A 14,815-nucleotide genomic window follows, 5' to 3' on the forward strand; every position below is an offset into this window, starting at 1 on the left:
CCCGGGCGTGCGGCCCCTTCGCGCGCTGTCAACGCGCGAGCAGGTGCCCCGCGTGCGCGAGCCAGATCGCGGCGATCGCCGCGTGTCCCTGCGGTGTCGGGTGCACGCCGTCGGCCGCGAGCGCCGCGGCGCCACCGGCGCCTGCCGCGCCCGCCAGCGCCGTGAGCTCGACGTCAGTGGGCACGAGGGTGGCGCCGAACTCCGCCGCGAGGCGTCGCACGACCGCGATCTTGGGGTCGAGATCGTCGCGCCACGCGGACTGCTCGGGTGTGACAGGCAGCACGAACGGCTCCATCAGCACGATCGAGGTCCCGGGCCGCGCGGCGAGCGGCGCGAGCAGTCGGCGGTAGCCGGCCTCGAAGTCGGCCGCCGACGTCGGGTCGTCGCTGTCGTAGCGCCGCCAGGTGTCGTTGATGCCGATGAGGATGCTCACCACCCCCGCGTCGACCGCGAGCACGTCATCGGCCCAGCGCGCCTCGAGGTCCACCACGCGGTTGCCGCTGATCCCACGATTGAGCACGGTGCGGCCCGCGAGTTCCGGGGTGGCGGCGAGCACGCGCACGTAGCCGTCGCCGAGCCCGTCGGGATCGGTGCGGCGGTCGCAGTCGGTCACGCTGTCGCCCACGAAGAGCACGGTCGGGATGTCGGTCATGCCTCGAGCCTCCCATCCGGGCCGGGCGCGTCGACGGCGCCACGCGCATCCGCGAGCCGCACCTCGATCAACAGCGTCTGCTGCGGGTTGAGGGTCGGCAGCGGCAATCCCGCCACCGTCGCGACCCGTCCGGGCACGGAGACCCAGCCTCGTGCCGCCTCCTGCGCCCAGCCGGGGTCGCGCGCCTCGTGGCGGCTCGCCCGGCCGAGCTCTTCCCGCAGCCGGACCTCGTAGCGCGCGTCGGGATCCAGCCCGGGCAACCGGATGCGCCCCGCCTGTCCGCCGGCCGACGTCGCCACGCGCGACCAGGCGTAGAGCGCCCGCCCGTCCTCGCCCACCACGCCGTGCAGGGTCGTGGCCTCGTCGGCCAGGTCGGCGTTCACCACGCGGCCTCCGTGCACGAGGGAGCGGAACTCGCGGTACATCGCCGACCAGGTGGCGATCTGCTCGAGTTCCTCGTCGCTGCAGTCGGTGAGGTCCCATTCGATGCCCGAGTGGGCGAACAGCGCGGACGCCAGGCGGAACGGCGCCGAGGTCACCCGCGAGGTGGTGTGCGCCTGGGCGGCACCGAGGTGGCTGCCGATCAGCTCGGGTGGCAGCAGCAGTGAGGTCCAGCGCTCGATCTCGAGCCGCTCGACGGGGTCGTTGCAGTCGGAGGCCCACACCCGGTCGGTGCGCTCGAGGATGCCGAGGTCGATGCGGCCTCCCCCGCCGGAGCAGGTCTCGATCTCGAGCCCCGGATGCCGCCGCCGCAATTCGTCGAGCAGGTCGTAGAGCGCCAGGGTCTGCCGCCGCACACCGGGACGGTCGCCTCCGTCGGCGCCCGTGCCGCGGCTCACGGCCTCGGAGAGGTCGCGGTTGTGGTCCCACTTGATGTAGTCGATCGCGTACTCGTCCACCAGCGCGTCGATGCGCTCGAGCAGGTAGTCCGCCACCTCGGGCTTGCCGATGTCGAGCACGTACTGGTTGCGCGAGGGCAGCCCCACCCCCTCGGAGGGAGCGAGCAGCCAGTCCGGATGCTCCCGCGCCAGATCGGAGTCGAGGTTCACCATCTCGGGTTCGAACCAGAGCCCGAACTGCATGCCGTGCTGACGCACCCGCTCGACGAACGGCGCGAGGCCCTGCGGCCAGATCGCGGCGTCGACGTTCCAGTCGCCGAGTCCGGCATCCGCATCCCGCCGGCCGGAGAACCAGCCGTCGTCGAGCACCACCCGCTCGACGCCCACGCGCGCGGCCAGTTCGGCGAGTCGGCCCAGGCGTTCGAGGTCGTGGTCGAAGTAGACGGCCTCCCAGGTGTTGAGCACGAGCGGCCGGGCGGTGGACGGATGCCCCGGCCGCGCCCGCAGGCGTCGGTGGAGGCGTTCGGAGACGCCGTCCATACCGTCCCCCGACCAGGTGAACAGCACGGTGGGTGCCGCGTAGCTCTCGCCGTCGGCGAGCAGAACCTCGCCCGGCATCAGCAGCTCGCCCCCTCCCACCACCGAGCGGAAGGGGCCGGCGCCCTCGGGGAGTTGCTCGACGAGGGTGTGCTGGTTGCCGCTCCAGGCGACGTGCATCGCCCACACCTCGCCGTGGCGGAACCCGAATCCGGGCGTGCCGACGAGGGTGAGGAACGGGGAGTCGTGTCCCGGCTTGCCCCGGCGGCTCTCGCGGCGGTGCGCGCCGAAACGCACCGGGGTGCGCTGCAGCGAGCGCTCGCGGCACCACTTGCCCGCGAAGTCGGCGATCTCGCCGGCCCGTTCGGGCAACGGCAGGAGCGCATCGAGGGAGGCGAGGGCGTAGGGGTCGGCGGAACCGGGGGTTCCGACGGAGAGGTCCCGCGTGACGTCGAGGTCGACCGCGAGCACACCGAAGGTGTCGAGCGTGTAGCGCAGGCGTGAGCGCATCGCGGTGACGGCGTCGACGAAATGCAGCACGATGCTGCCGCCCGCGTCGCCCCCCGCCGCCGGCACCACCTCGCTGCGGTCGAGCACGGGCCGCGGCGTGGTGCGTGTCCCGCCCGCGTGGCCGGACTGGGCCGGGGTGCCCGACCAGCCGTCGCGCTCCGTGGGCCACACGGAGAAGACACGCGGCGCATCCGGGGAATTGTTGAGCAGGGCGGGCTGCGCGCTGGTGCGCAGCGCCTGCAGATCGGCGCCGTCGAGCGGCCCGAGATCCTCTCCCCAGTGCAGCACCTGCGGCACCGGGGAGGTCAGTTCGACAGCGAAGGACACCCCGGCCGCGCGCAGCAAAATGACGGCTTCCTCGCCGTGAGTCATGTCTGAATTCCCTCATTCGTAATTACTTGACATTGTGAATAAACCATCTCTAGTCTGTCGATGCAAGTGCAGATCCGGAAATCTTCCCTCCGCCATTCGGGGTTTCCGGTCGAGACGAACCGGCGGAACAGGTGGATCAATGGTGATCGCAAGATCAACGGCCGCGGCCCCGACGCGGCCTTCCCGCGCCGATCGGAATCGTGCCCGGCGCGGCTCCGTGAACGCGAAGGCCCCCGCGCACCGGGGCGATGCGAAGCTGGCGTGGCTGTTCATCGCCCCTGCGCTCATCGGCTTCCTGGTGTTCGCCGCCTACCCCACGCTCCGCGGCATCTACCTGAGCTTCACCGATTTCAAGGTGCTCACCCCGCCGAAGTGGATCGGCCTCGACAACTTCACGAAGCTCCTCGGCGACGACGTGTTCTGGAGCTCGCTACTCGTCACCGTCTACTTCGTGGTGCTCTCCGTGGCGCTCGGCCTCACGCTCTCCATCATCACCGCCGTGGTACTGCACCGGCTCACCGCCTCGACGGTGGTGCGCGGCCTCATCATCCTGCCGTTCCTCATCTCGGGCGTCGTGGCCGCGACGGTCTGGTCGTGGATGCTCGACACCCAGCTCGGCATCATCAACATCGCGCTCGAGCACCTCACCGGGCAGAGCATCCAGTTCCTCACCTCGCGGGCCTGGGCCATCCCGTCGATCGCGATGATCAGCGTGTGGAAGTCGCTCGGCTACACCGCCATCATCATCTTTGCCGGGCTGCAGACCATCCCGCCCACCATCTACGAAGCGGGCCGGATCGACGGGGCGAGCGAGTTCCAGATGTTCCGCCGGCTGACGCTGCCACTGCTGCGGCCCATCCTCGCCCTGGTCGTGGTGCTCAACGTGATCGGCGCCTTCCAGGTGTTCGACATCGTGCAGGTCGCCACCAAGGGCGGGCCCGCCAACGCCTCGAACGTGCTGCAGATGTACATCTACAGCAAGGCCTTCGGGCAATTCGACTTCGGGTACGCCTCGGCGATGTCACTGGCGCTGTTCGCCGTGCTCATCGTCATCACCTTCCTGCAGATGCGCCTGCTGCGCGCGAGCGAATCGGACACCAACTGATGACGACCACTGCCACCCGCCCCCGCACCGCTGCCGCCCCCTCGGCGGCCGCCGCCCCGATCGCGCGTCGTGCGCGCCGCCGCTTCAGCCTCGGACGCGCCGTCGCCTGGGCGTACATCATCATCGTGTTGTTCATCACGATCTTCCCGTTCTACTGGATCCTCCGAACCGCCCTCTCGAACAACTACTCGCTCATCACCGATCCGGCCTCGCTCGTGCCCACCGGCTTCACGCTCGGCGCGTTCCAGCGGGTGCTCGGGCTCGCGACCCCGGAGCAGGCGATCGCCGAAGGCGGGTCGGGCGCCTCGATCGAGATCGGCCACTTCCTGCTGAACTCGGTCATCTACGCCACCCTCTCCACGGTGCTGATCGTGTTCTTCTCGGCCCTCGCCGCCTACGCCTTCGCCCGGTTGCGCTGGCGCGGTCGCGAGCTGATGTTCAGCCTCTTCCTCACCGCGCTGATGGTGCCCGGCATCCTGACGCTCCTGCCGAACTTCGTTCTCGTGAAGGAGCTGGGCCTGCTGAACACCTTCGCCGGCATGATCCTGCCCACGGCGCTCTTCTCGGCGTTCAACATCTTCTTCCTGCGGCAGTTCATGCTCGGGCTCAGCACCGAGACCGAGGAGGCCGCGCTCATCGACGGGGCCGGGCGCATCCGCGTGTTCTTCCAGATCACGCTGCCGATGTCGTCGGGGCCCATCATCACGCTGTCGATCCTCGGGTTCATCACGGCCTGGAACGACTACTTCTGGCCGCTGCTGGTCACGAGCGACGAGAGCGTGCAGCCGCTCACGCTGGCCCTCGCGGTGTTCAAGCAGTCGTCACCGCAGGCGGCGCCGGACTGGGCCGGCCTCATGGCCGCGACCCTCGTGGCCGCGCTGCCGATGCTCGTGCTCTTCATGGTGTTCGGCAAGCGCATCGTGAACTCCATCGGCTTCACGGGCATCAAATGAGCGAGCGGATGTCGCGCGACGACGTGTTCGGCGAGCCCGACCCCGGCACGCTGCGGTTGTCCTGGCCCTCGGCGGCTGCCGACTGGACCGAGGCGATGCCGATCGGCAACGGGCGCATCGGAGCCATGGTCTTCGGCGGGCCCTCGGGTCGCCTGCAACTGAACGACTCGACCGTCTGGTCGGGAACTCCTTCCGGGCCAGGTCGGGCGCTCGACGCCGTACTGGCCGGCGGGGCCGGGCCGGCGCGGCTCGCTTCGGTGCGCGCCGCCCTGGACGCGGGCGACCGGCGCACGGCCGAGCAGCTGCTGATGACCTTCGAGGGGCCGTACTCGCAGGAGTTCCTGCCGTTCGCCGACCTCGACGTCGAGCTTTCGGCAGCTGCACCCCTCGTCTTCCTGGGCCGTGAGCTCGATCTCGACCGGGCGATCGCGAGCGAGGGGATGCGCGCGGGCGGCACCGAGATCCGTCGCCGCAGCTGGGCCTCGGCCCCCGACCAGGCGCTCTGCGTTCTGGTCGAGACGGCGGGCGGCGCGGTCGACGTGCGCCTGCGGCTCACGACGCCCCTCCGCGAGGCGGGCAGTGCGGCGACGCGCTCGGGTCTCTCGCTCGGTGTCGAGATCCCCATCGACGGCGCCCCGCTGCACGAGCCCGACGAGCCCGCCCACCGCTACCGCGCCGACGCGACTGCCACGGCTGTGACGGCCACCGGCCCGGCCGGCCCCGCCGCAACCGCAACCGACACCGGCCCGGCTGGCGCCACCCGCACCGCCACCACCGGTGCGGCCGCCACCGACCCGGCTAGCTCGGCACCCGACGACTACGACCCGTTCGCCGCCGCGCACCTCGCGTTCGACACCGACGGCACGGCCGAGATCGTCGACGGCACCGTGCTCGTCCGCGGCGCCACCCGCCTCCTCGCCGTGCTCTCGACCGCCAGCCGCGCCGAGTCGTGGTGGAACGCGGGCCGGCCCTCCGGCGACTCGGCCACCGACGGTTCCACCCGCGCGGCTGACGAACGCGCCACCGCAGCGGGCACACCGGCCGGAGACCGCGCCGAGCACGACCGCGATGCCACGAACACGTCCGGCGACATCCGCGACGACCGCACCACGATCGAAGCGCGCGCCCGCGCCCGCTCCACCACCGCGATCCGGCGCGGGGCGGACGCGCTGCTCGAGCGGCACCTGGCCGATGTCGAGGCGCTCACCTCCCGCACGCGCATCGTCATCGGCACCCGCCGCTCCGGCTCCTGGGACGTCGCGACCGAGGTGCTCCGCGGCGACGACGACGCGCTCCGCGCCACCGTCATGGCGGCGTTCGGCCGCTACCTGCTCACCGCCTCCTCCCGCGCCGGCAGCCCGCCCGCGAACCTCCAGGGCATCTGGAACGACCAGCTCCGCCCGGCCTGGTCGTCGAACTACACCATCAACATCAACACCCAGATGAACTACTGGCTCGCCGACCTCACGGGTCTCCCCGAGTGCTTCGCTCCCCTCCCCGAGCTCCTGCAGAAGCTCGCCGTCACCGGCGGCGACGTCGCCCGCCGCCTCTACGGCGCGCGCGGCTGGGTGGCCCACCACAACACCGACGCCTGGGGCTGGGCGCTCCCCGTGGGCAACGGCCACGGCAACCCGAGCTGGGCCATCTGGATGATGGGCGGCGTCTGGCTCACCCACAACGCCTGGGACCACTACGCCTTCACCGCCGACACCGCCTACCTGCGCGACACCCTCTGGCCGCTGCTCCGCGGCGCCAGCGAGTTCTGCCTCGACTGGCTGCAGGATGCGCCGGACGGCCGCCTGCGCACGCTCCCCTCCACCTCGCCCGAGAACCTGTTCCTCGGTCCCGACGGGTCACCCGAGTCGCTGACCGAGTCGGTGAGCATGGACGTCTTCCTCATCCGCAGCCTGTTCGCGCGCACCCGCCGCGCCATCGGCATCCTCGGGGCGCACCTCACCGACGACACCGTGCGCGCCCTCGACCACCAGCTCGCCGACGGCCTCGCGCGGCTCCCCGAACCCGGCCTCACCGCCGACGGGCGCCTCCGCGAGTGGCATCACGACGAGACCGAGCACGATCCGCTGCACCGCCACCTCTCGGCCGCCGTGGGCCTCTACCCGCTCGACGAGATCGACCCCGAGCGCACGCCGGTGCTCGCCGAGGCGACCCGCCGCTTCCTCGACGGCCGCGGGCCGGGAGCCATGGGCTGGTCGTGGGCCTGGAAGATCGCGCTGCGAGCCCGACTCGGCGACGGCGACACGGCACGCGCCCTGCTGCTCGAGGCCACGCATCCGCTCGAGCGCGACGTCACGCGCTTCGCCCCGGTCGACGGCTCGGAGTGGGGCGGCCTGCTGCCGAACCTGTTCAGCACGCATCCGCCGTTCCAGATCGACGGCAACTACGGTTTCACGGCCGCCGTCGCCGAGATGCTCGTGCAGAGCCACGGATCAGCCATCGCCCTGCTCCCCGCCCTCCCGGCGGCCTGGCCCGACGGCGAGGTGACCGGCCTGCGCGCCCGCGGCGGCCTGGCGGTCGACCTGCGCTGGTCGGGAGGCATCCTCACCGCCGCCCGACTTCACAACCTCACCGACCGGGAGCTGACCGCATCCGTCGCCCACCGCGAGCGCGGTGCGACGGTGACGCTCGCCCCGCACGGCAGCGCCGAGCTCGGCGAGCTGCTCGATGGAGAACAGGTTCCGGCGGTCGCCCAGTCACAGGGGTACGACCGTGGTCGCGAGCGCACGCTCCGCGACCTGCCCTGGGCGGCCGCCGGACATCAGACGTACCCCAGCACCACACCACCCTCGGATTCCCCCGAACCGGACGAGCGCACGACGTCGCGCGCAACCGCCGGGCAGGAATCCTCGTACTGAGAAGAGAGAACAGATGAAACTACAGCGCATCATCGCCATCGCGGCGGTCGCCGGGGCGGCGGCCGCCCTCAGCGCCTGCTCGAGCGGAGCCGGCGGCTCGACCGACAGCGCCGGCGGCACCGTCAACTGGTGGACCTGGGACGAGAAGCAGGCCGCCTCCTACGAGAAGTGCATCCCCGGCTTCCAGGAGCAGAACCCCGGCATCGACGTGAAGATCTCGCAGTACGCGGTCGACGACTACTTCACCAAGCTCACCGCGGGCTTCGTCTCCGGCTCCGCCCCCGACGCCTTCCAGAACAGCGTGCCCCTCCTCGGCGCCTACGCCGGCCAGGGCCAGATCATGGCGCTCGACGACCTCATCAAGGACAACGACTTCGACCTGTCGAAGTTCGCCGTGGGCGTCGACTCCTGGAAGTACACCGACGGCAAGCAGTACGGCCTGCCGCTGGACTGGGCCTCCGCCGCCTTCTACTTCAACGAGCAGGCGGTGACGGATGCCGGCCTCACGGCCGACGACCTGGCCACCATGACCTGGAACCCCGACGACGGCGGCAGCTTCGACAAGATCGTGGCCCACCTCACCGTCGACGAGAACGGCGTGCGCGGCGACGAGCCCGGATTCGACAAGACCAAGGTGGCCACCTACGGCATCGGCAGCCTCGGCTCGGGCGACTTCAACGGGCAGACCTCGTGGAACGCCTTCGCGTCGTCGACCGGATGGCGTCTCGGCGACGAGGCCGCCTGGCCCACGCAGTTCGAGTACGACGACCCCGACTTCGTGAAGACCATGGACTACGTCAGCTCGCTCGCCGAGCGTGGCTTCTCACCGGCCTTCGGCGAGTTCACGGTCTCGGGCACCGAGCAGCTCGGCTCGGGCAAGGTGGCGATGGTCGAAGGTGGATCGTGGGATGCGACCACGTTCGCGAAGCTCACCGATCTGAAGGTCGGCATCGCGCCGACGGTCGAGGGCCCCGACGGCCGATCCGTCATCAGCAACTCGAACGCCAACAACATCTACTCGGGCACGAAGAACCTCGACTCCACCTGGAAGTGGGTCTCCTACATGGGCTCCGAGGACTGCCAGTCGGTCGCCGGCGCCGACGGCACCTTCCTCCCGTCGATCGCCGCGTCGATGCAGGCGGCCGCGGATGCTCAGCTGAAGCAGGGCGTCGACCTCTCGGTGTTCACCAACGCGCTGCAGAACGACGAGCTCTACCCGGCACCGCCGACCATCAACGGTCAGGAGATCGTCGACACCATCCAGCCGCTCTTCGAGGCCTACTTCTCGGGTGAGCGCGGCGACGACGTGTTCCCGGAGATGACCGAGAAGACGAAGGAGATCCTGAGCGAGTAGTCGCCCGGAATCCCCGCCGAGCCGGGGCGGTGCGGTCGCCGAGACCCCGCCGCCCCGGCTCGACAGCTGACGAGAAGACAGGAAAGAGGCCAGAATGCGTAGTGTGACCGACGCCGTCGACCTGCTGCGCACCGCTTCGCCCGCGGCCGTCGACGTGTTCACGCGCATCCTCACCCGCGGACCGTTGTCGCGCACGGATGTCGCGCGGCTCACCGGCCTCTCGCAGGCCGCCATCACCAAGGCGGTCGCGCCGATGATCGCGGCCGGCCTGGTGGCCGATCATCACGACTCGGCCGCGAACGGCAACGGCCTCCCGGGGAGACCGGCCAGTCCGGTGCGGGTGGTGCCGGAGTCGCTCATCACGCTCGGCATCAAGGTGAACCCCGGCGACATCATCGGGGTGGCCACCGACCTGACGGCGGGCATCCTCGTCACCGCGCATCTCGCCGTGGTCGACACCGGGTTCGCGGCGATGGTCGACGCCATCGCCGAAGTGGCCCGTCGACTCACCGAGCTGCTCGGTGACCGGGCCGAGCGACTCGCCGGCGTCTGCGTCGCCGTGTCGGGTGACGTCGACACCGTGGGAGGGGTGGTGCGCGAATCGGCCCTGCTCGGCTGGGCCGACGAGCCGCTCGGCGCAGCACTCCGCGAGCGCCTCGGCGTGGAGGTGCTGATCGAGAACGACGTGCGCGCGCTCACCATCGCCGAGCACTGGTTCGGCGTCGGTGTCGGCACAGGGTCGTTCGCGATCGTCACCATCGGTAGCGGTATCGGTTGCGGGTTGCACGTGAACGGCGAGGTGGTCGAGGGCGCGTTCGGCGTGGCCGGGGAGATCGGGCACCTGCCGCTCACCTCCGAGCAGTACGTCTGCACCTGCGGACGGCGCGGATGCGTCGAGGCCGTCGCGGGGTCGAGCGCCATCGTGCGCGCGGTCGCCTCCGCGCAGTCGACTCCCGTCGCCACGATCGACGACGCGGTCGCCCTCGCGCACGCCGGGGAGCCGGCCGCCATCGAGGCCTTCGACCGGGCCGGGACCGTCATCGGCACGGCCATCGCCACGGTCGCGAACCTCACCGGCCCCGAGATCGTGGTGATCACCGGTGAGGCCGTCGCCGACTACGACCTCTACGACCAGCGGCTGCGCGCAGCCTTCGGTGCCCACGCGTTCGGGGCGGCCGGGAACTGCCGCATCGTCATCCGCCCCCACACCTTCGAGGACTGGGCACGGGGTGCCGCCGCCGCCGCCCTCCGTGCGCTGGTGCTGCAGCGCTACGCGGGGGTGTCGTCTATTTCTTCGCCGCCGCTTTTGCGGCGCGCTTCGTCTCGCGCACTCGGGTGAGGGAGTCGGCGTCGACGATGTCGGCCACCGAACGGAAGCTCCCCTCCTCGCCGTAAGGGCCGGCCGCCTCGCGCCAGCCGGCGGGTTGCACGCCGTACTGCTTGCCGAGCAGGGCCAGGAAGATGCGGGCCTTCTGGGCGCCGAAACCGGGCAGCGACTCGAGGCGCTTGAGCACGGTCGGACCGTCGGGGTGGTCGCGGGTCCAGAGTGCCTCGGCGTCGCCATCCCACTTCTCGACGAGGGCGGCGCAGAGCGCCTGCACGCGGGCGGCCATCGACCCGGGGAAGCGGTGCACCGCCGGCGTCTGCCGGAACACCTCGACGAACGCCTCCGGGTCGTAGGCGGCGAGCGTCTGCGCATCCAGCGATCCGACGCGGTCGCGGATCTTCTTCGGGCCTTCGAACGCCGTCTCCATCGCGATCTGCTGGTCGAGCAGCATGCCGAGGAGCAGCGCGAGCGGATCGGAGGAGAGCAGTTCGTCGGCGTCGGCGACGCCCGTGATGTGGAGCGAGATGGCCATGCCACCATGCTGGCACGAAGGCTCTCGGGGTGTCGATCTGCCCGGAGGTGTCGATCGGGGCGGCGCTGGATCGTCATCACAGTAGAGGTCGCATCCCGCGACCGCTAACGTGACCACCACGAAAGGACACACCATGCGCTACTCGCTCCTTCTCATCAACCAGGAAGCCCAGGATGCCGGCGTCACCGAAGAGGACATGGCGCCGTTCCGCGCCGCCTTCGACGCCTACGGCAAGTCGCTCGAGGAGGCCGGTGTGCTGGTGCTCGCCGACATCCTGCAACCCGTCGCCGCGTCGACCACCGTGACACTGCGCAACGGATCGCTGGAGGTGCAGGACGGGCCGTTCGCCGACACCAAGGAGAAGCTCGCCGGCACCTTCGTGATCGAGGTCGACGACCTCGACGCGGCGATCGCCTGGGCCGAGAAGTGCCCCGGCGCGCAGTACGGCGTGCTCGAGATCCGCCCCACGGCGATCTCGTTCCAGAACGGCGCCTGGCACGAGCTCGCGTGACGGGGCCCACGCCAAGGGGTGCCGCGCGCTCATCCGCACGTTTTCGCGAATGGCGAGCACCGGGTAGCGCCACAACGTGCGGCTCAGTGACGCCGGGGGCACTCGGGTGACGGAGGCGGGCGCGGCGCGGGCGCGGGCGGAGCTCGTGGCGCGGGAGTCGTACGGGCGGCTGCTCGCGGTGCTCGCGGCGCCGACGCGCGACGTCGCGGGGGCGGAGGACGCCCTGGCCGACGCGTTCGAGCGGGCGCTCCGCACCTGGCCTGAGAGCGGCGTGCCCGACAACCCCGAGGCGTGGCTGCTCACCGTCGCGCGCAACCGGCAGCGCGACGACCTCGGGTCGGCCGCACGGCGCACCACCGTGCCGCTCGACGTGCTCGACCCGGACGACGAGCGCGGCGGCTCGCGTGGCCGTTCAAGCGACCTCGCGGCAGCTTCCGCCGCATCGGGCCACGGGAGGCGGGTCGAAAGCGGGTCCGTCGGCGACTCGGCCGGGGCCGCGTCGCTCGGTTCGGCGCGGTCTTCCACCCCGCTCGGCGACCCCTCGACCATCGACTACGACGCCGTGCCCGACAAGCGGCTCGAGTTGCTGTTCGTCTGCGCGCACCCGGCGATCGATCCGGCCGTGCGGACCCCGTTGATGCTGCAGACCGTGCTCGGCTTCGACGCCGCCCGGATCGCGCAGGCCTTCGCTCTGCCGGCGCCCGCGATGGCGCAGCGACTCGTGCGGGCGAAGCGGCGCATCCGTGACGCCGGAATCCCCTTCGTCGTTCCCGAGCGCGGGGCCATGGATTCCCGGCTGCCTCCGGTGCTCGAGGCGGTCTACGGCTGCTACGCCATCGAATGGCAGCGCGTCTCGGGCGAGACCCTGCGCGACTCGCTCGCGGGCGAGGCGCTCTACCTGGCCACGACGCTCGCGGAGCTGCTGCCGACAGAGCCCGAGGTGCACGGTCTCGGCGCCCTGCTCTGCCTCTCGATCGCGCGGACGGATGCGCGCACCGGCTCCACCGGCGAACACGTGCCCCTCGCCGAACAGGACACCGCGCTCTGGGACACCGGCCTCATCGCCCGCGGCGAGTCTCACCTCCGCCGGGCGCACGGCCTGGCGATGGCACGACCGACTCCTGCCGGCGGCGAGGCACCGGGCTTCGGACGGTTCCAGCTCGAGGCCGCCATGCAGTCGGTGCACTGCGCGCGCGCCGTCACCGGGGAAACGGACTGGCGCACCCTCCGCACGCTCAACGAGGCGCTCGTGCGGGTGGCGCCCACGCTCGGCGCGCAGGTCTCCCTCGCCGCCACCATCGCCGAGGTCGACGGCCCCGAGGCGGGCCTGGCCCACCTCGACGCGCTGGCCACGTCCCCCGATCCGGATTCCCCGGAGGCCGCCGCGGCACTCGCGCGGTTCCAACCCGCGTGGGCCACCCGCGCCCACCTGCTCGCGGCCGCCGGTCGCGCCGACGAGGCACGCGCCGCCTACGCCAAGGCGATCTCCCTCACCACCGACGCGCGCCTCCGCGCCTACTTGCAGGCGCAGACATCCCAGTAACGATTACATCGAGCAAGACCGACCCCGTGTACGCCGTCACTCCCCCGCATTTTCGTAGTAACTCATCACCGTCGCGTTGCGCCCGGATCGTCGCCGGTCTGCCGATCCGTCACGCCTGCAGTGAAAGAACATCTGCGGGGTGTTGGATGAGGACATGGCCGACCAGGGGCGCCGGCTCGATCTCGAGGGCGCCGACGACAGAACCCTCGCGGGTCGCGCCGCCGACGGCGACGTACCCGCCTTCGAGACCCTGGTGCGCCGCTACGGGCGGCTGATGCGGGTGTACGCCCGCCGCATCCTGGGCTCCGACTCGGAGGTCGACGACGTGGTGCAGGATGCCTTCGTGCAGGCCTGGAACAGTCTCCCCACCCTCGCCGACCTCGGCAGCGTGAAGGCCTGGCTGATGCGGATCGTGAGCAACAAGAGCATCGACCGCCTGCGCCGCCGGCACGACGACGAAGACCTCGACCAGCACGAGTACGCGGCCCCCGAGTCGCAGAACCCCGCGGCCCAGGCGCAGGCCCGTTCACTCGACGAAGCACTCTCCCGCGCCCTCTCCGAACTGCCCGAGGAGCAACGCCGCTGCTGGGTGCTGCGCGAGATCGCAGGCTACAGTTACCTCGACATCGGCAGAGAACTGGATCTGCCCTCATCGACGGTGAGAGGACTGATCGCGCGGGCCCGTAAGAATCTGATCAGGGAGATGGAGGCATGGCGATGAGCGATCACGACGACCTCGTTCCCGAGTCCGGTCCGCCCGGCTTCGAGCCCGACGACCTCGACGGGCACACCATCGAGGAGTTGAGCGACTACCTGGATGCCGGTCGCAGCCCGGCCGATCCGTCGATCGACTCCTCGCCCGGCTGCCAGACGGCCCTCGCCGCCCTGCAGCGACTGCGAACGCTGTCGGCCGGACTCCTCGACGCCGAGGCGCGCAACGAGCCGGAGCCCGAGGAGAGCTGGATCGGCGGCATCCTCAAGAACATCGGCCGCGAGGCGCACACGGGGCGGAGCATCCCGCTCCCGCACCCCGATCCGGCGGCGGCGCTCGCCATCACCGAGGGATCCGTGCGCGGACTGGTGCGTGCCGCGGGCGACACCGTCCAGGGACTGCTGGTGGGCCGGTGCACCCTGGTCGGCGACGTCACCGTTCCGGGCGAACCGATCACGATCGCGATCGACGCCGTCGTCTACTGGGGCCACAACATCCCCGAGGCCACGTCGGCGCTCCGCGAGGCCGTGGCCGCGACGCTCGCACGACACACCGACCTGCACGTGGTGGCGATCGACGTGACCGTGCACGACGTGCAGATGCCGCCGACGACGGGAGACGCCTCGTGACCGCCGAATTGCCCGAAGTGCCTGAGCGTCCTGCGCTGGCCGAGCTGCCCGAGCTGCCCGAGGCGATCCGCGCCGTGGTCGCCTCCGTGCCCGGCGTCACCGCGGTGTACCCCGCGCAGCCTGCCCCGGTCGCCGCGCTCTCCGACGCGATGTCCACGCTCGGCCTGCGCTCACCCGCCGAGCCGATCGTCGTGGGGGCGGCGGACGACGGCATCGAGATCGCCGTCACCATCGGAGTCACCGACGACGCATCGGCTGCCGCGACCTGCCGTGCGGTCTACGACGCGGTGGCCGCCCACCTCGCCGGCAGCGCATCCGGGCCCGCCGCCCGCATCCGCGTGCTCGTCGCCAGCGTCGGCTGACCCG

General features: G+C 71.2%; 13 protein-coding genes. 10 read left to right on the top strand and 3 right to left on the bottom strand.

Features of this window, described 5'->3' with window-relative positions; all coding sequences use genetic code 11:
* Window positions 1-28: 28 nt before the first annotated feature.
* A complete protein-coding gene (locus ACFJGU_RS04935) occupies window positions 29-652 on the bottom strand; it encodes an SGNH/GDSL hydrolase family protein (protein ID WP_382308178.1) in 624 nt (207 codons plus the stop codon).
* On the bottom strand, window positions 649-2,910 hold the full coding sequence (locus tag ACFJGU_RS04940; protein ID WP_382308180.1) for an alpha-galactosidase: 2,262 nt from the start codon (window positions 2,908-2,910) through the stop codon (window positions 649-651). The genes ACFJGU_RS04935 and ACFJGU_RS04940 overlap by 4 nt, the downstream gene beginning before the upstream one ends.
* Before the next feature lie 217 nt (window positions 2,911-3,127).
* Between ACFJGU_RS04940 and ACFJGU_RS04945 the strand changes: the two genes are divergently transcribed.
* The 5 genes from ACFJGU_RS04945 to ACFJGU_RS04965 all read left to right on the top strand — a co-directional run bounded on the left by ACFJGU_RS04945 (window position 3,128) and on the right by ACFJGU_RS04965 (window position 10,534).
* The gene (locus tag ACFJGU_RS04945) at window positions 3,128-4,015 is read left to right on the top strand and encodes a carbohydrate ABC transporter permease (protein WP_382308182.1); all 888 of its coding nucleotides are present in this window, start codon (window positions 3,128-3,130) and stop codon (window positions 4,013-4,015) included.
* A complete protein-coding gene (locus tag ACFJGU_RS04950) occupies window positions 4,015-4,968 on the top strand; it encodes a carbohydrate ABC transporter permease (protein ID WP_382308184.1) in 954 nt (317 codons plus the stop codon). Before ACFJGU_RS04945 ends, ACFJGU_RS04950 begins: the two co-directional genes overlap by 1 nt.
* 8 nt (window positions 4,969-4,976) lie before the next feature.
* Window positions 4,977-7,841: a glycoside hydrolase N-terminal domain-containing protein gene (locus ACFJGU_RS04955; RefSeq protein WP_382308186.1), complete on the top strand. Its 2,865-nt coding sequence runs from the start codon at window positions 4,977-4,979 to the stop codon at window positions 7,839-7,841.
* A gap of 13 nt (window positions 7,842-7,854) precedes the next feature.
* Window positions 7,855-9,195: an extracellular solute-binding protein gene (locus ACFJGU_RS04960; protein ID WP_382308188.1), complete on the top strand. Its 1,341-nt coding sequence runs from the start codon at window positions 7,855-7,857 to the stop codon at window positions 9,193-9,195.
* A 103-nt stretch (window positions 9,196-9,298) separates the two neighbouring features.
* Window positions 9,299-10,534 carry an ROK family protein gene (locus ACFJGU_RS04965; protein WP_382308190.1) on the top strand — a complete coding sequence of 412 codons (1,236 nt, stop codon included), beginning with the start codon at window positions 9,299-9,301 and terminating at the stop codon, window positions 10,532-10,534.
* On the opposite strand, the gene ACFJGU_RS04970 is transcribed toward ACFJGU_RS04965, so the two are convergent.
* Window positions 10,482-11,048, bottom strand: coding sequence for an HhH-GPD-type base excision DNA repair protein (locus ACFJGU_RS04970; protein WP_382310268.1), 567 nt, complete (start codon window positions 11,046-11,048; stop codon window positions 10,482-10,484). The genes ACFJGU_RS04965 and ACFJGU_RS04970 overlap by 53 nt on opposite strands.
* Window positions 11,049-11,163: 115 nt before the next feature.
* Here ACFJGU_RS04970 and ACFJGU_RS04975 point away from each other — a divergent pair, with 115 nt between their 5' ends.
* From ACFJGU_RS04975 to ACFJGU_RS04995, 5 genes are all read left to right on the top strand, one after another.
* Window positions 11,164-11,565, top strand: coding sequence for a YciI family protein (locus ACFJGU_RS04975; RefSeq protein WP_382308191.1), 402 nt, complete (start codon window positions 11,164-11,166; stop codon window positions 11,563-11,565).
* Between the two features lie 76 nt (window positions 11,566-11,641).
* On the top strand, window positions 11,642-13,108 hold the full coding sequence (locus ACFJGU_RS04980) for an RNA polymerase sigma factor (RefSeq protein ID WP_382308193.1): 1,467 nt from the start codon (window positions 11,642-11,644) through the stop codon (window positions 13,106-13,108).
* Between the two features lie 154 nt (window positions 13,109-13,262).
* Window positions 13,263-13,829 carry an RNA polymerase sigma factor gene (locus ACFJGU_RS04985; protein WP_382308195.1) on the top strand — a complete coding sequence of 189 codons (567 nt, stop codon included), beginning with the start codon at window positions 13,263-13,265 and terminating at the stop codon, window positions 13,827-13,829.
* A complete protein-coding gene (locus ACFJGU_RS04990; protein ID WP_382308197.1) occupies window positions 13,826-14,449 on the top strand; it encodes an Asp23/Gls24 family envelope stress response protein in 624 nt (207 codons plus the stop codon). The genes ACFJGU_RS04985 and ACFJGU_RS04990 overlap by 4 nt, the downstream gene beginning before the upstream one ends.
* The gene (locus tag ACFJGU_RS04995) at window positions 14,446-14,811 is read left to right on the top strand and encodes a hypothetical protein (RefSeq protein WP_382308199.1); all 366 of its coding nucleotides are present in this window, start codon (window positions 14,446-14,448) and stop codon (window positions 14,809-14,811) included. Before ACFJGU_RS04990 ends, ACFJGU_RS04995 begins: the two co-directional genes overlap by 4 nt.
* The last annotated feature ends 4 nt before the right edge of the window (window positions 14,812-14,815 follow it).

The sequence above is a fragment of the Herbiconiux sp. UC225_62 genome (assembly GCF_042694625.1).
GTDB lineage: Bacteria > Actinomycetota > Actinomycetes > Actinomycetales > Microbacteriaceae > Herbiconiux.